Origin of the sequence: Shewanella sp. Sh95 (assembly GCF_001308045.1) — a bacterium.
In the GTDB taxonomy this organism is placed as follows: Bacteria; Pseudomonadota; Gammaproteobacteria; order Enterobacterales; family Shewanellaceae; genus Shewanella; species Shewanella xiamenensis.
The window spans coordinates 36295-60645 of the sequence record NZ_LGYY01000026.1; the positions used below are offsets into that span (position 1 = coordinate 36295).

Genomic DNA, 24351 nt, shown 5'->3' on the forward strand with positions numbered 1-24351 from the left:
TGGGGCCTGAATTTATTTGCCGCAGTGAGGGTATTCCCTTGCACTGCGGCTGTTGTGTACTGTTTAAGCTAACTGTTGTTAATGCCGCAAGTTAGGCGCTCGCGCTATGCCTCTTCGATGCAGATTGCGATATCGGTTACCTCATAAATGCGCAGGCCATCCTTACTCAGGTTGGCATCGCCCTTGATGATGCGTTTTCCGTTTTTATCTTCAATGCTGGTGATATGCACATCCAGCGACATCTGTTTGTTTAATGGATTAATTTGACCGCGATACTTCCATTTAATTTCTGACAGAATTTGGCCAAATTTCGGATTATTAAAGCCTGCACCTAGGTCTTGGTCTATGGCATAGGTTTGCAGTAATTCGATAATCGCTTCGACGCCGAGGGAGCCTGGCATTACAGGGTCCTGATGGAAATGGAACTGGAAGAACCAATCGCTCGGGTCAATAGTGCGCTCGGCGTATAAGTATCCCAGTCCCTTCTTACCGCCAGTTTTTACAATCTCGGCCTTATCGATAAAGTTCAGCTGACCACCCGCGAGGCGGTAGTGTGGCTTGCCCTGTGGCGCCACGAAACTGCGGCCATTTTTATCTAACAGATTGATTTGGCTGTCGGCTTTGATACCGCGCTCAATATGCCAGGCTTGGGTTGTTTTACCATTGTCGATCCCCAACTGGTTTTTAAGTGCATCGGCCTTAAAGTAACCGAAAACCGCATTACCACGGTAGAAGGGCTCGCCATCGCAGCTCAGTTCGAAACTAAAGTTTTGAATGATATTGCTGCCAGCAATCACAGTGGACAGCAGGCGCGAATCGTTGACTATGGTTTTACCGCGTAAATCCACTTCGCGCAGCAAGGTGCCACTGCCGTCGAGGTTGCGGAAGAATAATTCCTGCCCCGGGAAGCCTAAGGTCGTGCCCATATAACCCGAGATAAAGCCATTGGGCTGTAGAGATATTTCCATCAGCACAGAATAAGGCATCACGGCATGATGGCTGTTTTTAACGTAATACCAAGCGTTGCTGGGCACTTCATACTCGGCAATACAGGAGGATGGCTTTTTCAGCTCGCCACGTTTGCCCTCAATGGCCACCACGCGGGTGGTGAGTTGCAGATCGCCGCAAGGCGTGCGCGGCGGGATTAAGCCACGGTAAATACTAAAATCGGGGCCGAAGCAGTTTTCAATATCGCCAGTGGCAAACTCAAACAAATGATAAGGCGTAAACGGCAGGGTGTCGGGCACGCGGTTGGCGTACTTAGAGCCTGCTGGCGCAATCGGCGCACTTACATGCTTAAGCGGTACAACGCCTTTATTTACGGGAGCGGCCATATCCGGGATTTGCGCCATCAGCGGCGCTTGTTCCACTTGCTTGTCGATATTTGCTGCTTGGGCATCATTACTCTGTGAAGAATGGCTTTGCCAAGAACTGCTCTGCGAGTAGCGGGTACAATCCGCTTCTTCTTTAATCATCACCCCGAGGTTTTGGAAATCCACCACCACTTTACCATTGAGCAGGATATCAATATTCGCCTTGGCATAGGGGCGAGGGCTCATGCCTATTTCGGTGACTTCCATGCGATAGGTGAGCGTGCCTGATTGTGGCAATACCTGACCGCGGCAGCGTACTTTTTGCGATGTGTTTTCAAGGGGTTGGAAACGACCGTTTGTCACCCCAAGGTGCATACCAATATGCAACATAAAGAATTGCAGTAACTGACCACAACCTTCGGCCATGAGGGAGCCTGCCATCACTTGGTCGCCCTTGAAATGGCAGGGGAAATACCAATGGTCGGGGGCTAATTGCTTGTGACCTTCAATCAAGCCTAAGCCCCAGGCGCCGCCATGCACGTCGAGCTTGCTGACTTGTTCGATCATCAGGAATTTTTCCGAGGCGAAGCACAGTGAAGGCTGGAGACCAAACTTCGCCTGATGGGCCGCATGTTCACCGCCGAAACAGCCGCCAATGTCGGCGCTCAGTAGACGATGGATTTGGCCGTAGCTAAAGGCCGTTTGTGCGCAGTTTAGTAGAGGAGTGAAGCGTGGCTGATTGCCGTTTCGGGCATATTCATTGGCCAGTGCAATTTGTGCCTGCTCGCGCAGCTTAATTTCGGCCTCGGTGCGGATCACCCCTTTGCCATCGGCCAGTTCTTTATCGGTAAAGAATCCCGCGCAGCCGCCGTCCATCTTGAGGATCAGCTTATCGCCCACGAAGCATTCGTAGGAGAAGAAAAACAGCAGGGTATCGCCATTGCGGGCAAAGTGATTGATGGAGATATCGTAGCGCAGGGTATCACCGCCACGGGGCAGGTCCCCAAGGAAGGTGAGGGTGCAGTCGAGCAAGCGATAGACGCGCTCGCCTTTGTTTTCAAAATCGATACCTAAGTAGCTGATCAGCATTAAGTCGCATTGGCCCGATTCGACCGCCACCGCCCAAGGGATTTGGCCATCGACCAAGAAGGGCGCATCCACGGGAATGTCGTACTCTGTGGTCATAGTGCTCGGTTGATAGCGGTTCATTTGGGCGTTGAGCTTAGTCACCCGCGAGACCAGTAGATAATCCGAGGTTGGCAGGCGCACGCGGCGGGCGTAGCTATCGATAATGGCGTAATCGGCGCCAAAGACCTTGGCAATGTCACCCTCGGCATATTCCACCAGATCCTGATAGTTCCAAATGCAGGGCTTAGCCGCTGGGATAGGTGGTGTATAGGGTGCGACATTCGCGTGATCAGGTTTTAACTCTGGTTTTACTTCTGGGACGGGTACAGCGTGCTGCGCCGCAGCGGCATTGGCGCTGGTGGTAACATGGGGGGCAACAGACCCCATTTGTGTCGTCTGGGACAATTGCGCTTTTAACAGCGCATCGGCCAGTTTGAGCCCCTGCTCACGGCTCTGTAAAAAGGCTAAGTGCGCCTCGCGGGCCAATTTCTGGTTTTGTAACAGTGCCGCGCTATCCTGCGACGCCCTATCCTGCGCCAAGGGCGCCGCCGAATATTGGTGTGGTGCGTTAGATGACATACCGCTCTCTACTGCTATTGGTGTGGCAAATGGGGTGGCGTTTTCAGCCGTGGTATCAAGTGCAGCCTGTACTCTGGGCACAGTTTGTGTCGCCTGCGGTGCGACAGGCCGCAACTGGCGCATTTTGCCTTGGATGGCGGCAAGTGCGGGCAGCGGCGTATCCACAATATGTTGATAGATATCGCGGCCACCGAGCGTCACGGGTTTGATTAAATGTTTTTGCTCACTCAAGGTTAAATCCTGCTCAAGGCGCAGTTCTAGTTGCGCCGCCTGCGTTGCCGTTTGGCTTAACAGCAGCAGTGAGCTCACTCCTTGGCTTTGGGTAGACACTAGTGCCTGCTTATCAATGTTTTTATCTGAACCCTCAGACCCGTTTTTTAGGCTTAACAGGGCATTAAGAAGACTGGCCATACCCGCAGCGGCAAAGTTATGCCCAAGGGTATTGGCGACTCGATTGCATGGCGTGCCCATAAGATTAAGCTGCGCTAATAGCTGCTCTGCGGGCAGTCGCTCCTCTGGGGCAATACATTGCTCAACCATATGAATGGCAGCTGGCACTGAAGGATTGGCGATAGCCGTTTCGGTTATCAGCGAATCAAGCAGCTTGGGCAGCTGATGATGTGTGCCAAATGCTTGACCACGAATTTGGCCGTAACCCTTTTGAGAACTGTTACTCGCTTGTTGACTGTTGCTCGCTTGCTGGCTGGTAAGCACGATAGCGCCCGCGCCTTCACCCACCTTCCACTGTGGATTCACGCTGTTAGCATCGAGATCAACGGCGATTTGAGCGTTTTTCAATATAACCTGTTCAACACTGCCGCTTAAATCCACGGCGGCAATCACTACGCCATCGAGGGCCTCTTGGGACAGTAAGTTTTGCGCCACATCGATACAGCGAGCGACCGATTGCTCGGCGGCTGAAATGGTAAACGCCGGGCCATTAAAGTCCCACAGCGAGGCGATGCGCGACGCCATAATATTGCCAATAAAGCTGGTGTATTGATTGAGCTTGGCGGCATCGAGCACGCTGTCCATAGCGATGGCTTCAAGGGCGAGGTATTCATCATTGGAGAGGTGAACGCCTTGTTTCTTTAAGCTATCCGCCAGTTGAGTGTGCAAATTCACGCGGCCACGGAATTGGTGCAGTTCAAGCTCGGTTTCCATCGCCACTAACACCGCGACCTTGCTGCCAGCGGTTAACTTGGCATCGCGAATCGCCTCATCGGCGACTTTGATCAGCAAAATCTGCTGGGAGATAAGTCTGTCATCCTCATTGGGCGGCACTTTAAAGCGCAAAAAGTCGAAGTCAAACTGCTCGATATAGGCGCCTTTGGGCGCGCGATTTAGGCCAAATTGCTGCAAGATATCGGGATGTTTATCTAAGCCTTTCCAGCGGTTAGGCGGCAGTGGGATAAAGGCATCTGTTTGAGCTAATAGCGCCTTATTCAACGCATTGATAGAGGCTAAAGGCCCAAAATGCGACGCCATGCCGATAACGGTTAATGCTTGCTGCTGATAAACAGGTTTGTTGGCTTGCTTTTCGGCGCTGCGAATTGTCGGCTGATAGGATTCCAACAACAGATGGGCATTGCAGCCGCCAAAACCAAATACAGACACCCCCGCATGGCGACGATCGTTGCCCGTTTTATCGGGCCAAGCCTGACGCTGTGTGGGAATATTATTACCGCTAAACAGCCCCTTAGGTGATGAAATCGGCGCCGTTAAATTGATACTTGGCGGTAGATGACCTGAACGCATGGCAAAAATCATCTTCATGATCCCTGGCATGCCGGCAGCTGTGAGTAAGTGCCCAAGGTTGGATTTAGCCGAACCTATTAGCGGCGCCTTAGTGCCGCCGAGTTTATCTTCGAAAAAACGCTCCATCGAAGTGAGCTCAACCTTATCCCCCAGCGGTGTGCCGGTGGCATGGCATTCAATCACTTCGATATTGCTCGGGTGGGTGTTGGCGGCGGCATAGGCGCGCTCGAAGGCTTGCACTTGGCCCTTACTGTTGGGGCTTAAGACAAATTGGCCCTTGCCATCGTTCGATAAGCCAATACCACTGACCACAGCATAGATATTATCGCCATCGCGCTCGGCATCCTCTAAACGCTTAAGCACTAATACGCCTGCGCCTTCGCCTGCGAATAAGCCTTTGCTATTGCTATCGAAAGGCGCCGAAATCCCATGGTCTGGATAGGCGTGGAAAATCGAGAATCCCATATTGATAAAGAAGGGATCGGCGCCCGATACCGCGCCCGCGAGCATCATGTCGGCCTTGCCCGTAGTTAAATAATCGCAGGCCAATTTGAGGGCATAGACAGAACTGGCGCAGGCGGCATCGAGGCTGAGCTGTGCACCGCCAAGGCCGAGGGCATCGCTTAACAATTTAGACGCCGTGTGGGCGATGGCACCATTGGTGGCCTGTTGCGTGCCCGCAATTGAACCATTGGCGAAGGGTGCTAGGGCAAATTCGGGTTGATTAAGCTTGGTTTTTAATGCCTTTTCAACCGCTTGATGGTAAATCGGTAAAAACAATTCATTGGAGCTTGCGGTCGGGAACGACAGCGTGCCCATTACAATCCCTGTGCGCTCAAGTAATGGTGCCGTTAAATCCACGCCCGCATCCAGCAGGGCTTTTTTACTGCAATCTAATGCCCATAAAAAGCTTTCATCGAGCTCGTCAAAGGCCGCTGGCGGTAACTGATAACCCTGCGGGTCAAAACGAAAGTTGCGGATATAGCCGCCCTTGTCGCAATAAAAACGGTCAGCTTGGCCTTGAATCCCTTGGTAATCAGCAGGATTGGCATTGAGTTTGGCCGCATCGATTTGGCTGCGGGAATCTTTTTTATCCAGCAGATTTTGCCAAAACTGCTCAGGTGTGTCGGCATCGGGATACTGAACGGCAAGGCCGACGATGGCAATCTTTGGCATCGCCTTTGAGCTTTGGCGCTGGTCGTTTGGCACTGCGGTGCTGTCTTGCTGAGTCGGGTGAGCATGCATTTGAGAACTCAAAGGGGTTCTCCTTCTTGGAATACGTTTGAATAATGGCCTAATGCGCTGGCTGAATGTGGCGCTATCGTTTTCGCTGTAGTCTTATCTGCAATCTTATCCGCAACAGGAGTGGCTGACTGAGCTGCCGATTGAGGCATAAGCGGCGCAAGGGAGAGTGGCACTCTATGGCTGATAAGTTGAGCTAAGCATTTGAGTAAACTGGTGATCGTATCGCTGCCCTTGGCATTGCATGCCATGGCAAATATCGGTTGCCCCTGTGTTTGAACGCCATCGGTGCCCAACTCTAGTTGGCGGCCGATTTTATCGATAAGTGTGCTGGTTTGCCGATCAGCGCCCACCTCAACAAATAAGCGCGCACCTTGGTGATATGCGGTGTTAATCAGCGCGGTAAAATTGAGCGGCGCGCAAAAGGTGTCGGCAATACTCTTGGCAATGCTTTGGCTGTCGATGCTGACTGTACTTTGCTGCGCTGAGCTAATGAAGCGCACCTGAGTCTCGCAGGCATTCGCCTTTAAGCCCAAGGTATAAAACCCTTGGATAGCACTGTGCTGTGACTGCGAGGGCGGAGTATGCATGGCGGTGACTTTATGGCTGGCAATGCCACGCTTATTCAGCCTTGCAAGGAGTTGTAAGCAGCTTGCTTCGCAGCCCGCGAGAATACAGGTATCACCCTGTTCGATGGCTAGATAAACCCGCGGAAAATCAGGGAGCAGGGCATTAATTTCGGCGCGAGAGGCGCGCACTAAAAAGCTGTTCCACACCAGCGGAGCATCTTCACTCAATTGCCAATCGCGGCGCACCGCAAGCAGTAGGCCTGAAATCTCCTGATTGAAGATGGCGCTGTTTTGAGTCGCATTAATCAAGGCATGTGGCGTTTGCCAGATATCCAAACTTGCCCACATGGCCGCTTCACCCATGGAATAGCCCAGAGCCAGTTGCGGTTGGATAGTAAAGACTCGAGTCAACAGCTGAGTAAATAGGTAACTCGCGCCAACACCACTAATCGCAAGCTGACTTAAGTTCATGTCTGCGGTGTCTTTTAAATGGGCTGTGTCTTGGTAAATCGCCTCGGCCTGCAACATGGCGGCTAAATCGCCCTCGCGTTCAAGCTCGCGATAAAGCGCTGGGAAATAGCCATGTAAGTCGCTGAACATATTCGGGTAAACCGTGCCGACGCCGGGGTAGACAAAGGTTAAGCCCGTATCGCCGAGGGGCGAGGCCGTAAAATAACTGCCCGCAGGGGTCTTAAAGGCTAGATTGGCCGATGGCGTTTGGGCTGGTACTGGCGCTGGCGCAGGAGTCTGTTGCGTCTTTTCAATATAAGCGCGCATCGCCTTGGCTTCTTGCATAAGCTCTTCAAGGGAGCCAGCCATCAGCACTAAGGCTAATTCATCCTTTGCTTGATAGCGCTTAAACCAATCACTGCCTTGGCTGCTGAGCCAATCCGTATCGGGAAAGCTTGCCGATAAATCTAATGAATCAATCAGTTGTGATAACTGTGCCGTTAAAGATTCAAGCGTGTTGCCGCTAATGGGAATAAAAAGCCTGTTGGCATTGAGCAACGGCTGAGCGATAAGCCGAGTGCCTTGGGTCAAGATAAGGCTTTGGGCTGTTTGAGTTTTAGGGACTTTACCGATGAGATTTAGGCTTAATACCCTTGCCTGATGGGGCTTGGTAAACCAATAGCCGCTCTGTGCGCTTATTACGGGCTTTTCAGCGCACAGTTCAGCGTGTTGTTCAGCGAGTAGTTCAGCAAGTTGTGCTGCATCAGTCGCATCAAGCATTGGTTGAATGCCTTTGAGGCTGCGATGACTTAACGCCTCAACCGCTTGAGATAATACATTCAACTGACTGGCAAGATTGCCTGCCTGCGCGTAGCCATTAACCGCCTGAGCACAATCGCGTTTCGCCAAGCTAAAAGCGCTGTTTAAGCAGCGCTCGACGGTATTTGTATTGATAGCATTTGTTTCTTCGGCGGTTTCAGCTTGGATTTGCGCTAATGCGGAAATATAAGCCTCGGCATGCAGGTGTAACTGCGCTGCCATCAGCCCATCGAGCAGATACAGGCTACGGGCTTGCTGCTGATATTCAAAACGAATTTCAACAAGTTGTTTCTGCGCAATATGGTCGAGTTGATCAGTGAGCAAGGCGACCAGTGTTGGCTCATCAGCTGGCTCATTAATCAGTGGCTTATCTTCAACATTGAGCTGAATTCGACAAGCCATCAACTGCTGCAGCTTGCTAACATCGGTTTGTGCATGGCTAAGCACACTCTGCATCCACCCATCACCAAGCCATACGGCTATTCGCAGTGGCTTGGCATTGGGATGCGGACTGTTTAGTGCCGCCTTGCTTAATGCGGCATATGCGCTTGGGTCGAGTGTCACTTAACACTTACCTCGGCCGTGCTTTGGCCTGCTGCCTGCACATGCGTTGGTTGCTGAGGTTTATTGGCCAAAAACGCTTGGTTGAGCGTCTTACTGACAGTAACCTTGGCCCGTTTCATCTCGCAGCTTAATCGGCCATCTTGATGATAGAGCGCAATATTGGCTTCAAGTGTTCGGGACGAATGCTTGAGCACATCCAGCACTAATACTGCCTTCTCGCCAGAACCTAAGGGCGAATAGGACACAAACTCGCCAATGGCACTGGGTAAGCTTGCCGCTTGATATTTAAGGCGCGCCCACACGAGCATGGCCTGCAATAACAGATCTTCGGCAAAGGGTTGTGTGCCTTTATCCTCAAGATTTGGCGCAAACTCACCGCAGTCGTCTAAGGCCACCGCTGGCAGTGCTACCTTAGCGATAAGCTGCTGATCATCAAAGGCGAGCACTTCGCTTATACCTTGCAGTCTTGGGCCATGGAACAGGGTGCCATCGCTGTAGAGCGATTCACTGTTCGCGATAGCGGGTTGCTGTGCCATCTCCTGCATCAGAGAATGCAACTCGTCAACCTCGAAACGCTGCACGTCTGCCGTATCATCCGCCTGCGCCACTAACACCGCCTGATACTGCGGGCGACCTTCAAAGCTTATCAGCGCGGCTAAGGCCTCAGTCGATTGCTGTCTAGCGTCGGCAAGCGGCGTGAGCATCAATTCGAGCTCAATAGGCGTATCACGTGCAAGTAGCGCCTCATCGAAGATAATTCCCTTGAGTAGTCGATAATCGCTGACACTCACCGCCTTACCTAAATGGGCCTTGGCGGCCTCACGCATCCAATCGATGGCGCATACCGTTGGCAACACCGCATGACCGTTGATGCAATGATCCTCAATAAAGCTCATGCGTTTAGGGTCGAGGCTGCGCATGACGCGAATGCTTTGCGGCACCGTTTGGGCCATAGGCTGCGGATCTAACGCCGTGGTTAGATCCGCTTCAGGCTTTTTTGCTGATGCAGCTTCAACGGCATTGGCGGTATTGCCCTGCATATCGGTTCCGACCAACAGCTGTGCCCCTGTATCACTCAATAGTTGGCTGGCAAATAACTCGGCCCCCGCTTTGAGCGGAATGACATAGACCCCACGGTCGATAAACATCTTTTTCAGCGCAGGATTGACCATGCCGCCATCCCAAGGACCCCAGTCAAAGCTCATCACCTTGGCGTGTGGCAATTGCTGCGCGAGTTGCAACGCGGCCTTATTGAGAATGTCGTTAGACATGGCGTAGTCGCTCTGGCCGGTATTGCCGTAAAAACCCGCTGCCGAAGAGAACAGGGCGATGAGCGTTAACTGGCTAAGATCCAGCGTTGACAGCAGATTGTTAAGTCCGGTCACCTTAGTGCCATAAACGCGTTCAAGTTCGCTTAAGGTTTTGTCTTGAATATGTTTATCGGCAAGTACGCCCGCACCGTGGATAATCCCAGTGATAGGCGATAGAGCGTTAATGGACGCAATGGTGCTGGCAATGGCGGCAGGATTGTTAACATCTAGGCTTAAGTATTCGGCGCTGGCGCCCACTGCTTCAAAGGCCTGCAAGGCATGGCTGATTTCAAGGCTACTTTGTACAGGCCAAACTAAGGCATCCACTTGTTTTGGAGTGGGTTTATCACCCAGGCTTTGCAGATGTGCAATGGCTGCGGCTTTGAGTTCGTTGCTCTTTTTACCCTGAGCCCAAGCGGGGATCCCTTGATGGGCGCTGCGACCCGCGAGGATAAAATGTGCCTTGCAGCGTTTCGCTAAACTTAAGGCGCACTCGAAGGTGACGCCCTTAGCGCCGCCTGTGACGAGGATTTTGTCCGCAGACGAGAGAGACGCGCCACTGCGGCGAAGCACGGCATTGCCAGCGACTAAGGTGGTGCGCTCAAGCTCGCTATCAATACCGACTTCGACCGGCGCATCTTGGAGGTAGTATTCCTGCACCACCGCATTAGCGACCGTTTTTGCGTCCAAGTTTGGCGCGATATCCAGCGCGCGGCAAACCACTCCCGGCCACTCGTGATTTAAGGTTTTAGTGAGTCCAGAGAGCGCCGCTTGGTTGAGTTCACTCTGGCTAATGAGGACGCTAGCCGACTCGTCCATGCCGATATAGCCAAAGCCACCGTCGATACGGCTGACGGTGACAAAGCGGCAGTGGTCGCGCTCAGTTAACAGCGGTTGTAAGTGCTTGGCAAACAAGAAGGCTTGCTCGACCGAGGCTTTGGCTTCGTCTGCCAGCACTAAGCCTGCACCTTTATCGGCAACGGACTTATGCTGTGGCTGCAGATGAATAAAACCGGCGATTTGGCCAAGCGCTTCAACCTGATTGATGACCTCACAAATGCTTTCATCATCAATCGCCGCCAGCGTGAAGCTGGCAATATGACTATCGAGTGGCGATGCACTGGTCACAACCGTTTTGGGTGAGCGTACAACCGCGACCTTAACCCCTTGGGCGTGAAGCTTTTCGGCAATCACCCCCGCGTTGTGGCCATCGTCGCCGATAACGACGTAACTGTTTGCCGTCAGTTGAACATCACTAGTTGCTATGATGCGCGCTAACTCAGCCGCCGCTGGCAACTTTTTTAGCATCACCTCACTATGGGGCGGCAGGTCGATGATTTCCTCGACTGTTTCTGTAATCGCCTCTTGAATTGGCGCAGCATGGTTTTGCTGCGGCGCCTCACTTGATGCTTGCGAACCCGCATAGAGGGAGACAATCTCACCCAAGGTGCGACACTCGGCTAAATCCTCTGGGCTCAGTTCTGGCAGGTTTGGCAATTGATCTTGTACAGTGCCTAGAATTTCCACGCGCTTGATGGAATCGATACCAAGGTCGGCTTCCATATCCATACTGAGTTCCAGCATTTCCACGGGATAGCCTGTCTTGTCGGCCACGACCGCCATCATAGTGCGTTCAATCTCGCCATTAGAAACCGCTGCACTTGCTGCTACTGCACTTGCGAGTGCTGCATTTTGTGTCGCATGGCTAACTGAGGCTGCAGCTGTTACGGCTGTTGATACTAGAGGAATTGCTTGGCTAAAGAGCGCCACTATTTCCCCTAGAGTGCGACACTCGGCTAAATCTTCTGGGCTGAGTTCTGGCAGGTTCGGTAATTCGTCCTGCACTGTGCCTAGAATTTCCACCCGCTTAATAGAATCGATCCCAAGGTCGGCTTCCATATCCATGTTCAGTTCCAGCATTTCCACGGGATAGCCGGTTTTATCGGCCACCACCGCCATCATAGTGCGTTCAATTTCATCATTAGAAACCGCGCTGGTGGCTACTGCACTTGCGAGTACTGCATTTTGTGTCGCATGGCTCACTGAGGCTGCAGCTGTTACGGCTGTTGATACTACAGGAGTCGCTTGGCTAAATAACGCCACAATTTCCCCAAGGGTGCGACACTCGGCTAAATCTTCAGGGCTCAGTTCTGGCAGGTTCGGTAATTCGTCCTGCACTGTACCTAGAATTTCTACGCGCTTAATAGAGTCAATACCAAGGTCGGCTTCCATATCCATGCTAAGTTCCAGCATTTCCACGGGATAGCCCGTCTTGTCGGCTACCACCGCCATCATAGTGCGTTCAATTTCATCATTAGAAACTGCAGCTCCTTTAGCTACTGCACTATGTGTCGCATGGCTGGCTGTGGCCGCAGCTACTACGGCTGTCGATACTACAGGAGCCGCTTGGCTAAACAGCGCCACGATTTCCCCTAGGGTGCGACACTCGGCGAGATCTTCAGGGCTGAGTTCTGGCAGGTCGGGTAACTCGTCCTGTACCGTGCCTAAAATTTCCACGCGTTTGATAGAATCGATACCAAGGTCGGCTTCCATATCCATACTGAGTTCCAGCATTTCAACGGGATAGCCAGTCTTGTCGGCTACCACCGCCATCATAGTGCGCTCAATTTCATCATTAGATAGCGCCGCACTTGCAGCTACTGCACTTGCGAGTACTGCATTTAGTGTCGCATGGCTAACTGAGGCTGCAGCTGTTACAGGAGTCGCTTGGCTAAACAGCGCGACAATTTCCCCTAGGGTGCGACACTCGGCTAAATCTTCAGGGCTCAGTTCTGGCAGGTTAGGTAATTCGTCCTGTACCGTGCCTAGAATTTCCACGCGCTTAATAGAATCGATACCAAGATCTGCCTCCATATCCATGCCAAGTTCTAACATTTCAACGGGATAACCCGTTTTATCGGCGACCACTGCCAGCATGGCGGTCTCGATTTGCTGCACGGCTGACTTATCGGAAAGCACGTTAGTTGCTGTCGCCACAGTTTGCACTTGTGGTTGTGTTACTTGAGGTTGCTGAGCTTGGGGTTGCTGAACTTGGGGCTCACTCACAGGCGCAACAGTCGCTTTTGGCTCTGCGGCTAACGCTTGAACCACAGGTGCCTGTGCTGGAACGACTGGCGTTGCCGCTGTAGCTGCCACTGGTGCCGCTTGAATGGGGACTTGAACCTGAGGCGCTGGCATTTGGCCGAGTAGGGCTAATGCCGCTTGGCTGCTGCTGGTCTGCAATTGCATAAATTCAGCATGGCTCTTTAGGGTTTGTGCCTGATGCTGGTGGAACAGCTCCATCGAGCGTTGCAGGCTCTCTGGAATGGTGATGCCAAGGCTTGCCATTTTGGCTTGCTCTGCCATTAGGGCACTGACGGTATCGCCGTATTGCTGCGGGATCGCTAAAAATTGTTGATGTAATTGCGCGGCCTGGGTTTGAGCTGCAAAAAAGGCGCTCAGGGCATCTTGATTCGCCTGTCCAGTGGTAAAGCTGGCTAGCTGTGCAGGCGTTTGCTGTTGAATATTATTGTTATTTTGTGCCACTGGCTTTTCCACTTCGACAACCTTCTCTAGAATTTTTTCGACAATCACGGGTTTTTCAACGACTTTCTCAACCACTTTCTCAACGAGGCGATCCACATACTGCACTTGGCTGGTTATTTTGCCCGATTGCAGCGAATCGACCATTTTGTTGCGGGTCGCTGGGCTGATGTAGTTGGTCGCGTTGAGCTTGATATTCATGGCTGAAGGCGTTGCTGGCGCAATCAATTCGGCTTGATAAGGGTCGATTTCCCCCAGTGTTACCCCCGCAACCGCCAGTTGCACCGCAGCGCTGCGCAGTTGGCTGTCAGAGTCGGCTTTAGGATTGGGGTTAATGCTGATAAGGCAAAGCTCGTTTAACTGCGCGGCTAAGGTATTTTCTGTCAACTTTTGCAGAATGTTTTTCGGGCCGAACTCGACAAACACCCGTGCACCATCGGCATACATGGCCTCTAGCTGCTCGCTAAAGTGCACCGATTGCAGCATATGATCTTTAAAGGCGGTTTTGATGGCGTTGGCTTCAGTAGGGTGTAGCTCTCCTGTGCCATTGGCATACAGGGCAATCTTTGGCGTGTTGAATTGAGCCTTATCGATGGCTTCGCTAAAGGGCTTTTGCGCATGGGCAACCAATGGCGTGTGGAAGGCGCCGGAAACGGGCAGGGCAATTGCCTTAAAGCCTAACTCGCCAATGGCCTTAGCGGCCTGTTGTGTTGCTGTAGTAGCGCCTGCAATCACCAGTTGAGTCGGTGAGTTGTAGTTGGCAATCTTGACGTCGTCAAACTGCGCTAGGCAATCGTTGATAGCCTCAATATTTTGTTTTTGCTTAAGAATGACGGCATACATGACGCCAGCATCACGACTGGAGTCGGCATCCTGAGGTGACTGCGCCATTGCCTGTCCACGTTCAAAGGCCAGCTTGATGTAGTCATCCATTGAGATAACGCCTGCGGCGCACAGGGCTGAAAGCTCACCAAAGCTATGACCTGCGAGCATATCTGGGGCGAAACCCGCCTGAGTCAACAGGGTGTACTGCGCCATAGAGATCGCGCCGATGGCGCTTTGGGCATAAAGGGTATTGGTTAATGCACTTTCCTGCGCTTTTCTCGATTCGTCATCGAAGGCGGGGATCGGGTACAGCACGTTTGAAAGCGAAGCCTCACCACGGTCGCTAAACACTTTATCGCTGGCGTGGATATGGCGACGAAGCTCGGGGAAGTTATTGGCAATTTCCAGTCCCATATTCAGGTACTGTGAGCCTTGGCCGGCAAATAAGGCCGCGACCTTATTGTTATCCTTGACCAGCGCTTGGGCGCGGAAACTTATCCCTGAGGGTAACTGCCAGCTCTCGGCGCTATTGGATTCTAGCTGCGCTATCGCTTGGGTTAACAGAGTCTGTAACTGGGCATAGTCCTTGGCAATAAAGCCAAGACGGGCCGATTGCGGGGGGAGTTCACGCAGGGCGTAGGCTTTCGCAAAGGCAACAAAATGCGCCTGAGAAAGCTCTGTTTTGGCCGCAGTGGCTTGCTGCAATGCGGTTTTTAACTCGCTCAGCAGTGCGGTTTTGTCGGCGGCGGCAAACAGCCAGCTTTGCGCTACGCAGCGTTGACGATAGGCGTCATCGCGCGCGTGTTCGGGGTGATATTCTTCGAGCACTAAATGGAAGTTAGTGCCCCCAAAACCGAAGGAGCTGATCCCGGCGCGGCGCGGCGTATCGTCACTGCGTTGGATCCAAGGGCGTGCCTCGGTATTGAGATAAAAGGGCGAGCGGGTGATGTTTAATTTAGGGTTGGGCTGACTGACGTTAATTGTTGGTGGCAAGACTTTATGGTGCAGTGCCAATGCTGCCTTAATCACACCCGCTGTGCCCGCGGTGGACTTAGTATGACCGACCTGAGATTTAACTGAGCCTAAGGCGATATGCTGTAACTGCTCATTATCCTTCGAGAATACTGAGGTTAAGCCATTGAATTCGGCCACATCGCCTGCTGCTGTGCCTGTACCGTGGGCTTCAATCAAGCCAACGGTGTGCGGCGCAAAGCCTGCGTCATCATAGGCGCGCTCTAATGCCTTGGCTTGGCCTTCGGGGCGCGGTGCATAAATGCTCTTAAATTTACCGTCCGATGATGCGCCAACGCCTTTGATTACCGCATAGATACGGTCGCCATCGCGCTCGGCATCGTCGAGGCGTTTTAAGGCGACCATGCCGATCCCTTCGCCAATCATCATGCCCTTAGAATCGATATCAAAGGGTTGAATCTGTTCGTTGGTGGTAAAGGCTGGCGTCTTTGAGAAACTCATATACATGTAGGGCGAGTTGTCAGTACAGACACCGCCGGTAATCATCATGTCGCTGCGACCTTCGGTCAGTTCGGTCAGCGCCATACGCATGGCGGCAAGCGAACCGGCGCAGGCGGCATCGACGACGCAGTTCATCCCGCCTAAATCGAAACGGTTGGCGATGCGTCCGGCAATCACGTTGCCAAGGGAACCGGGGAAAGAGTTTTCTTCCCAGTGGACATATTGATCTTGGAATTTTTTGATCAGCAGCTCGCTATCTTCATCGCTCAGGCCACTGCTTTTAAATACTTTTTTCAGTACTGGGTATTGCAGGCGCGCATTGAGGCTATGGCTTAGTTTTTGACCGCCGCCAATCCCGAGGGTGATGCCGATGCGATCACGGTCGTAATCGTCTGGCAGATTGGCATCCTGCAGGACTTCCTTGGCGACGACCAGTGAGAGTAACTGCGAGCTGTCGGTGAGTTCCAAAATATTGGGCGGCAGACCAAACTCCATCGGATTGAAGTCGACCTCTGGCATAAAACCACCGCGTTTGCAGTAGCTCTTATCGGCCTTTGACTTATCCGCATCGTAATAGTCATCAATCGACCAGTGGGATTCGGGTACGTCGGTAATGGCATCAATCTTGTCGCAAATTAAATCCCAAAACTTATTTAAATAGCGGGAGTTAGCAAAGATACTCGCCATGCCAACGATGGCAATTGGCATATCTTTTAAGCGTTTATTCAGTCTCTTATCGGCTTTTTCATCGGTTGATAATTGAGGCTGTGAAGGGGTATGGCTCATAACGAGTCTCCACTGGCAAAGCGTTTGGCCGTTGCCTTATTAAGGGATTTAGCGATGGCTTTTGGGGTTTGCACGCCAGGAAAGCGGGCTAAAAAGGTGTGGTAGTTGCGTACCAGCAATTTACGCAGATGAAACGGCCCGTCTTGAAGTACATAAGCGATGTAGCGATTGGCCGCTTGGGTATTACTGTCTTGATAAATATCGATATAAATCCAATCTGTCTTGCTATCTATACCAAGGAGCACTGATTTAGGCTCGGCCTCGGTTAATTGCGGCGGTAGGGTGAGTGACACCACTTGTACTACGGTATCGCCATCGGTACTTGGCAGGGCAAGCGCTTTGGCCAAGGTTTCGGAGTTGACCGTGTAGGTCTGAATATCACTGCCTTGGCTGATAGGTAATTGATTAAAATACTGTTTAGGCACGAGCTCTTGATCAAACTCATCTAGGCGCGAAACCCCATAACGCTTAAGGCAGCGGGCCAACCCCGAGCGGGACACATTGGGATTGATAAAGGTTTGCGTGGCCTTGAGCAGTCTATCTAACGGCAGTTTAAGTTGATATCTCAGTCCCACCACCACGTATTCTTCCATCGGCGTGAGGGTGGTATTCAGGTGATGCGGGGTGTTCGGGCTGTCGTTCACTGACTCGCGCTTGCGCCATTTACGCACTGTGGCTTCGGTAATATTTAAAATTTTGGCGAGCTGACTCACACTCAATTCAGATTGCTGAATAAAGTGGCGCATTTCCGGCGTGGTGGTGGCATTGCGGTGCCTTGCCGTGTTATGGCGAGACTTTTTCTCTGTGCTCAATTTCTTTATGCGAGCGTTATCAGAAACTTGAGTGTCGACTTTTGGAAAACTCATACTTGTTAGTGCGGTCCCATCATTATTATTTTCACCCACATAATCTATCGGGACTGCATGATATTGCCATTTTAACTGAGTCAACACTCATGCTTAAAAGAGGCTTAAAACCCGTGTTTTTGGGTGTTTTACAGTACACAGTGGTGATGCAGATTACCCTAGGTTTTTGCTCGATACAATCATATGGGACTTGAAATGGTTTTTTAATGATCAAATTGTTTTCGAACAAAGCAGCTAAATGCGATTTCATCAAAAATAGTTTTTAAAATTCAGTTGGTTATTGGTAAGGTTCAGATATTGTTCGTCAGCCGAGCAGAACTGAGTAGAATAGGGCTGCCGTTAAACTCAGGTGTTATTGAGATAACTTAATGAATATTGAGCTTTTTTTTATACCATTAACCGAAATGGATACGGCCAGCACGAGTGCCTGTATGGCGCTCTTGAGTGAGGACGAGCGCGCTAAAGTGGCGCGTTACCGGGCACCCAAGGCACAAATGAATGGCTTATTGGTGCGAGCGGCGCTGCGCTGCGTCTTATCCCAAGGACTGCAATCTCGTGGTGGAGCCTCACCTTACTCCTCCCAACGACTGATTGCGCCGCAGGACTGGTGTTTTGAATACGGTGAAAAGGGCAAACCCGGCCTCAGCCATGAGCAGTTTCTGTGTACTGGCATGGAGTTTAACTTAAGCCACAGTGGCGACTGGTTATTGATTGCCTTAGCGCAAGATGATGATACGGACGCAGCCGTTATAACAGCGAAGCCCCGTCTAGGCTTGGGAGTGGATATCGAGCGCTCCCGCGCCAGCACTAATATTTACCCGATCCTTAATCATTATTTTTCCCCGATTGAAGCCGAAGGCTTATTAGCCCTTGAAGGTGAAGATGCGCAGCGGCAGCGCTTTTTTGATCTTTGGGCGCTAAAGGAATCCTACATCAAGGCTACGGGTTTGGGCCTTGCACAGTCACTGAAATCCTTTGCCTTTGACTTAGCACCAAACAGTTTGCTGGCGGTTGATGATGGCGCGCTGCAAGCTGCCGAACCCCGTAACTGGGTTGAGCTTAATCAGTGGCAGAACGTTGCTTCACCAAGCCAAGCTAAGCACCGCTCTTATCTTCAACTCCCCTCACATATTCAGCTTTATTCCAATATTAAGCTGCTAATTGAACCTGGATCAGCACTCGATGCCACAACCTCTGGTGTACAGCATTGGCAGGGTTACTTTGGTCGGCTCAATGATGAATATCGTTTTGGTTTGAGCTTAATGCATAGTCATAGCTTGGGGAATGTGGCGATTTCCATGCAGCTAACCAGTATCACCGGATTACTGGCGGCATGCTCAGTCGTCAAATGTACTCAGTAGCGGATAAGGCTTTTGCTTGCAATGAGTCACTTTGAATTTAGATTACGGTTCTTTTAGCTGAGTTTGTTATTCCTTCCTTGATTATTCATTTTAGATTAAACCTCGCTCGCTATAGTCATGTAAGAGAACTCACTGATAAGGTTGTTAATGATGAAATTCAAATGCCTTTTGTCGACTAGCACTTTGCTGCTGCTCGGTGGCTGTGGCTACTTTGGTGGCGATGAAAAACAGCAATTAGAGCAGGCATGGCTTGCTCAAGATCCGCAACTGCAGCAAGTGGTTGAGCAAATTCGTAGCCGCGGACTCGATGTTGTGGCTCAAAGTGCGGCGGCGGGCACAGTGTCGGCCTGCGTGACAGAGAAACTGACGCAAGATCCCTTAGGTAAGTTAGTGAATGTCGAAGGCGCCTTAGTGGAGTCGGCCAAGGTGACAGAATTACTCGGCGACCTACAGAAGCTAATGGAACAAGAGGTGAGTTTTGATCAAGTGGCAAGCTTGCTGCAAAAGGGCGCCGATGCCGCGGCCTATGCGAAAAACCTTATTGAGCAGCAAGGATTAGATCAAGCAATGCAAAGCCTTAAACAAATGGCACTGGCGAGTGAGCAATTTGCTCAGCAGGATTTAGGCGCGCATTTTCAGCAGTTATTACTGGAGTGTAAAGCCACTCCTGCTGCAACGACTTCTACAAACTAATCTTGTGTGAATTTCACATCCTCATCCTATAAAAACGCCCTGAATATTCAGGGCGTTGAATTATCTACTTGGTAATCGGTGGTAGTGGGACAATTTCAAAGTTGGCATCGAACTGGACTAAGGTTGACATAATTTTACCGAAAGCGGTTTTATCGCCTTCCAGTTTGGCACTGCCGTTAGCCAGCAAGTCTTTAAGGGTCGTTTTACCGAGTAAAATACCGGTAATATAACGCTTATCAATATAAAGATTGGTATCAGCCTCCATCGGCTTATCAACTTGAATATTGCTTAAATTACCATTGCTTAGCTCTACATAGAGCGTTTCTTTAGTGTCAGGATTAATCACATTAAGCCTTAACAGCCCAAGCTCTGCTGCCTTGATGCTATCGACTTTGACGGCGAGAAAGTCAAACAGGGTTGAGATATCCATTTCACCTAAAATATCAGCTGAGGCTGATTTAGGTGCACCGGGCTGGACTCCTGTGCGTAACTCTTGGGCACCCGTCAGATAAATATTGCGCCAGCCAGCGCCTTCGGCTTGATAACCCAGTTGTTCATAGGTATCGGCAAGTAATTGTCTGGCTTCTGTGTTATTAGGTTCTGCCATCACCACTTTATTGAGTGCGGTGGCTACAAAACGGTATTCGCCTTTGGCATAGTCGGTTTTGGCATGTTTAAGCACGGCGTTAGCGCCGCCCATATACTCAACAAATTTGGCGGATTCATCCTTTGTGGGTAGTGGGTTTAAGTTGGCCGGATTCATATCAAAATAGCCTAAATACATGTTGTACACGGCTTTAGCATTGTGGCTATAGGTGCCGTGATAACCATTGGTGTACCAAGTATCGCGCACGGCTTTGGGGATTGTGGTTTGAATCGCATCGCCAATATCTTGAATACCCACCCCATTATTGGCTAAACGCAGGGTTTGATTATGGACTAGGCCATAGTTATCCCTTTGCATTCTTAAGTAGGCGTTGACATCCGTATTACCAAACACGGGCGCGGAGTGTGCTTCAAACAGTACCTGCGCATCATCACCAAAGCGTGTTAGCAATGCATTGATATCTTTAGACCATTTGATGGCATCCCGTACTTTTGCCCCACGTAAGGTGTAAATGTTGTGCATGCCATGGTAGGTGAGTTCAGCCGTCCATAGGGCCTTCATTGAGGGAATATAGGTGGCCATTTCCGACGCAGCTTCTGTACCCGAGGCATCCATAAACACCATTTCGATACCATCGATAGTCAGCGTTTCCCATTTATCTTTGCTGTTAAGGGTGATATCGGGTTTTACATAGGTGACTTCGCCTTTGGATAAGCCTTTGGCAAGTGCGGCATCGACAATGCCTTGCTCATTGCGCTCTAATGTGGCGCCGTATTGATAGGCGGCGCGGCGGCTCATGGCATTTCCTGCGAGGACGTTTTCGTCAACAATTTCTTTGGTGATGTTATGGGAACCATAGACTTTGACGTTTGGAAACATGTCTTTAATGGCGCGGGAACCGCCAAAATGATCTCCATGGCTATGGGAATAAATCATCGCGACCACAGGTAAATCATTGCCCTCTGGTAAATGTTTAAGCGCAAATTCCAATGACAACTTTGCTGATTCTTTGGTGAGTAGCACGTCATACAGGATCCAGCCTGTTTTACCGCGGATAAGGGTTAAGTTGGCTAAGTCGGTGCCGCGCACTTGATAGATGCCGTCGGTGACCTTGTATAAGCCGTTAGACACCATATTCAGCTGGGCTTGACGATACAGTGACGGGTTAACTGTGTCAGGAGTTTTATCGCCAATAAAGCTGAAATCGGCCCGTAAAATCGCTGCCGTAGGTTCATCGAGTTCGGCGATAAGATTCTTCGAAAACGCTTCAAAGGCTTTTTTATCGGCAAAGTTAAGGGTGGCTGCTGTGGCCTTGTTCACCTCTATGGTTTGTTTGGTAGCAGGCTTGCCTTGATAGTGCAGGCTGATGTGTTCATGCTCGTGTTCAGCGGCGACTGCGCTTAAGGAGAAGCTGGCGAGAATACTGATTGTCATCAAAGATTTTTGCATCATTTTACCTACCAATAAGTGGGATTGTGTCGTTGATGGTTTGAGTATAGCCAGCTTGTATATTTAGATAACTCGAGTTAGCTTGGGTTGTAATATTTATCTTGTGAATGAGTGTTTCCCCTATGCCGACACAAAAGCCGTTAGATTTAAACTTATTACGTGTGTTTATGGTGGTTTATCGTACACGTTCGTTTACCCAAGCGGCGCAGGAGTTAGATTTAACCCAGTCTTCCGTGAGTAATGCCATTGGCCGATTGAGATCATGGGTAGGAGAGTCGCTGTTTACTCGGGTTGGGCGTGGAATTGAACCAACCGCAGTAGCTAGAGAGATGTATCGCAAGTTTGAGCAACCCATGGCCGATATCGAAACCGTATTACTTGGGTTTGAGCATTTTGATCCCCGCTCAAGCCAGCGGCGCTTTTATGTATATGCCAATGAGTCGGTTATTGAAACGCTGCAAGCAGGTGTGCAAGCTTTATTGTTGGATGCGGATATCGAAGTGATTTTTCGTGAATCGCCGCCACAGGAGGCTGAGTTATATCGCGATATCTTGCTTGAGCGGGTTGCGGTGGCGATCGATATTAAACCTGCGCAGCAAACTTTGCTCTCAAGTAAATTACTCTTTACTGAAAGTTTAGTCTGTATTGCCAGTAAGCAGCATCCTCGTATTCATGGAGCCATTACTCATCAACAGTATTTTGAGGAGAAACACGTATTTTTAAATTTGCGGCGTTTTAATTTGACGGCGGGGGATTTGTTTACTGAAGGCGTGTTACCAAGGCGCAGGATGTACAGTGAACAGTCCTCTCTATTAAGTATGTTTGCAACCGTAGGTAAAAGTGAGGCGATAGGTATTGCCCCTTTACGTTATGCCAGTCAATACGCTGAAATGTTTGGCCTACAAATACTACCTATGCCACTAAAAACAAGACCAATTGATTTATATATGGTGTGGAGCAGTAAATATACCCAAAACCCGAGCCATCAATGGTTACGACGTTTATTACTCAGTGCCAGTACCATGACAACAAATGAAAAAGCGCTGGTTCAGACTCGTAGCGAGTGAATCAGCGCTTTTTGCGTGTTTATCTTATTGTTTTAAGAAGGTATCCATTACTGTCTGGCTAACCTGTGGCTTTCACCCGGATGCTCAAAGTCACTGCGGTAGGGGTTAATGTCTAAGCCGCCACGACGGGTGTAGCGGGCGTATACAGTTAACTTAGCACAGTGACAGTAATGTTTTAGGTCGACAAAAATTCGCTCGACACATTGTTCGTGAAACTCATTATGTTGGCGGAACGAAATCAAATAGCGCAGTAATTTTTCGCGATCGATTTTTGGCCCTTGATAACGGATCATCACACTGCCCCAATCGGGTTGAGAGGTAATTAAGCAGTTTGATTTCAATAGATTAGAATTGAGTGTCTCAGCGACAATCTGTTTTTCATCTGTGCTGTTTTCAAGATAATCAGGATTAAAATCATAATCACTGACTTCAATATCCAGATCGTCAATGCAAGTGCCTGGCAGTTCGACGACACGTTGAATTCCAAAACTTTTAGGCTCAATAATCTTAACGTTAACATCGCCTTGGGCACATTCACTTAGATCTTTAACTAAGGTTTTTTGCACCGCATCGAGATTGTCGAATTTGGTTTGATTAAAACTGTTTAAATACAGTTTGAAGGATTTTGACTCGATCAGATTTTGGCTTGCATGACTTAGCTGAATGTCGGCGATAGCCACCATAGGTTTACCCTTTGCATTTAGCCAAGACAGCTCATAGGCCGTCCAGATATCGGCTCCGTGGAAAGGTAAACTCTCCGCAGTCAGGTTGATAGCGTTACGGTTAAGTGAGCGAGGAACCCCTTGCAGCAGCGATGCATCATACTCGGCTTGGTAATCAGTAGCTTTACCTAAAGTTAAGCTCGCAAGTTCTTTTGCATCACTATAGGGATCGTGATTCTGTGTCATCAATACTGTTTCCATGTCAAAATAGGCGCACATTATACCCGAAATTGGATTGTGCTTAAGTGTCTTGTCTGCCTGCTCTCGATAAATTTTTGCAAAACTATCATCAGTCTTACCTATCAACTTTAGGCGAATTACCGCGATATTACCCGCGAGGTGAGCCATCTTTGTGCATTCAAGGAGAGTTTGATGAATCATCCGATGAGGCGGTGAGCTGGTTACCTGTTAAACGTGAACAAGTAGGCAGCTTTGCGAATGTTGAGCATGCACTTGAACTTAAATTATGGTCTGATATCAATTACTTCTATGGTGAGTATTTTGCGGCGCCCGTGCTATTTGATTCACCATGGGGCACAGGAGAATTACTACAGGTATGGAACGAGGTGGATTTTGACGCGTTGCAGCAAAATATCATCGGTCACTTGATGATGAAGCAAAAACTTAAGCAACCACCCACCTGGTTTATTGGTTTGCTTGATGAAGGCGATAAGATGCTAACGGTGGATAATGCCGATGGTAGTGTATGGGTGGAAATCCCCGGCGAGCTTCCCTCTACCCAATTGGCGCCCAGTTTAGCGGCGTTTATTGAGGCGTTATCGCCACGTATCGCGCCACCCGTGAAACATGAAGAATTGCCTATGCCAGCGCTCGAGCATCCTGGGATTTTTGCCAGCTTTAAACGCATGTGGCACAACCTGATTGGTAAGCGTTAAGCGCGTTGAAATGCAGCAAGGCCTATAGATAGTAAACTCGACATGCATATCTAGCCTGTCGAGTTTACGCTTCAATAAGGCAAGGCTATTGATGATCCCAAGACAAGTTAGACACTATGCGCTGAAGAATCCCCTGATGATTTACAAATAAATCATCAAATTAGGGTGGAAGCGCATCTTGTTGCATGATCAAATGGTTTCGCTAAAAACTACACTTGGACAACAAGATGCGCGAAGCCAATATCCTACAACATTCTTTACACCAATACTGCCCAGAACTTCACCTAAAACGATTAAACAGCTTGATGCTGGCCTCTAAGGCACTGATTGA

Annotated in this window: 10 protein-coding genes; 4 read left to right on the top strand and 6 right to left on the bottom strand. The window is 50.1% G+C overall.

What is annotated here, in order from left to right; all coding sequences use genetic code 11:
- Positions 1–104: 104 nt before the first annotated feature.
- The 4 genes from AEA42_RS02195 to AEA42_RS02210 are packed head-to-tail and all read right to left on the bottom strand — an operon-like array spanning position 105 to position 17225.
- Entirely contained in the window at positions 105–6023 is a 5919-nt protein-coding gene (locus AEA42_RS02195; RefSeq protein ID WP_055646840.1) for a beta-ketoacyl synthase N-terminal-like domain-containing protein, read from the bottom strand.
- 8 nt (positions 6024–6031) lie between these two features.
- On the bottom strand, positions 6032–8422 hold the full coding sequence (locus tag AEA42_RS02200; RefSeq protein WP_156312291.1) for a PfaB family protein: 2391 nt from the start codon (positions 8420–8422) through the stop codon (positions 6032–6034).
- Positions 8419–16359 (bottom strand): type I polyketide synthase, encoded by a 7941-nt coding sequence (locus AEA42_RS02205; RefSeq protein ID WP_055646833.1) that lies wholly within the window; start codon positions 16357–16359, stop codon positions 8419–8421. The genes AEA42_RS02200 and AEA42_RS02205 overlap by 4 nt, the downstream gene beginning before the upstream one ends.
- Positions 16356–17225 (bottom strand): helix-turn-helix domain-containing protein, encoded by an 870-nt coding sequence (locus AEA42_RS02210; protein WP_055646842.1) that lies wholly within the window; start codon positions 17223–17225, stop codon positions 16356–16358. Before AEA42_RS02210 ends, AEA42_RS02205 begins: the two co-directional genes overlap by 4 nt.
- 368 nt (positions 17226–17593) lie before the next feature.
- On the opposite strand from AEA42_RS02210, the gene AEA42_RS02215 reads away from it, so the two are divergent.
- Complete coding sequence (locus AEA42_RS02215) at positions 17594–18586, top strand: 4'-phosphopantetheinyl transferase superfamily protein (RefSeq protein ID WP_055646834.1); 993 nt, start codon at positions 17594–17596, stop codon at positions 18584–18586.
- 147 nt (positions 18587–18733) lie between these two features.
- Positions 18734–19279, top strand: coding sequence for a hypothetical protein (locus tag AEA42_RS02220; protein WP_055646835.1), 546 nt, complete (start codon positions 18734–18736; stop codon positions 19277–19279).
- A 64-nt stretch (positions 19280–19343) separates the two neighbouring features.
- On the opposite strand, the gene AEA42_RS02225 is transcribed toward AEA42_RS02220, so the two are convergent.
- Positions 19344–21335, bottom strand: a complete 1992-nt coding sequence (locus AEA42_RS02225) for an alkyl sulfatase dimerization domain-containing protein (RefSeq protein WP_055646836.1) — start codon at positions 21333–21335, stop codon at positions 19344–19346.
- Between the two features lie 122 nt (positions 21336–21457).
- Between AEA42_RS02225 and AEA42_RS02230 the strand changes: the two genes are divergently transcribed.
- Positions 21458–22402, top strand: coding sequence for a LysR family transcriptional regulator (locus tag AEA42_RS02230; protein WP_055646837.1), 945 nt, complete (start codon positions 21458–21460; stop codon positions 22400–22402).
- A gap of 47 nt (positions 22403–22449) precedes the next feature.
- On the opposite strand, the gene queF is transcribed toward AEA42_RS02230, so the two are convergent.
- On the bottom strand, positions 22450–23310 hold the full coding sequence (gene queF / locus AEA42_RS02235) for an NADPH-dependent 7-cyano-7-deazaguanine reductase QueF (protein WP_037416675.1): 861 nt from the start codon (positions 23308–23310) through the stop codon (positions 22450–22452).
- Between the two features lie 59 nt (positions 23311–23369).
- Here queF and syd point away from each other — a divergent pair, with 59 nt between their 5' ends.
- A complete protein-coding gene (gene syd, locus AEA42_RS02240; protein ID WP_047537012.1) occupies positions 23370–24020 on the top strand; it encodes a SecY-interacting protein in 651 nt (216 codons plus the stop codon).
- Positions 24021–24351 lie beyond the last annotated feature (331 nt).

Coding starts and splice junctions, on each gene's coding strand:
- AEA42_RS02195 (WP_055646840.1), bottom strand. CDS start 6,023: ATGCATGCTCACCCGACTCAGCAAGACAGCACCGCAGTGCCAAACGAC.
- AEA42_RS02205 (WP_055646833.1), bottom strand. CDS start 16,359: ATGAGCCATACCCCTTCACAGCCTCAATTATCAACCGATGAAAAAGCC.
- AEA42_RS02210 (WP_055646842.1), bottom strand. CDS start 17,225: ATGAGTTTTCCAAAAGTCGACACTCAAGTTTCTGATAACGCTCGCATA.
- AEA42_RS02215 (WP_055646834.1), top strand. CDS start 17,594: ATGAATATTGAGCTTTTTTTTATACCATTAACCGAAATGGATACGGCC.
- AEA42_RS02220 (WP_055646835.1), top strand. CDS start 18,734: ATGATGAAATTCAAATGCCTTTTGTCGACTAGCACTTTGCTGCTGCTC.
- AEA42_RS02225 (WP_055646836.1), bottom strand. CDS start 21,335: ATGCAAAAATCTTTGATGACAATCAGTATTCTCGCCAGCTTCTCCTTA.
- AEA42_RS02230 (WP_055646837.1), top strand. CDS start 21,458: ATGCCGACACAAAAGCCGTTAGATTTAAACTTATTACGTGTGTTTATG.
- queF (WP_037416675.1), bottom strand. CDS start 23,310: ATGACACAGAATCACGATCCCTATAGTGATGCAAAAGAACTTGCGAGC.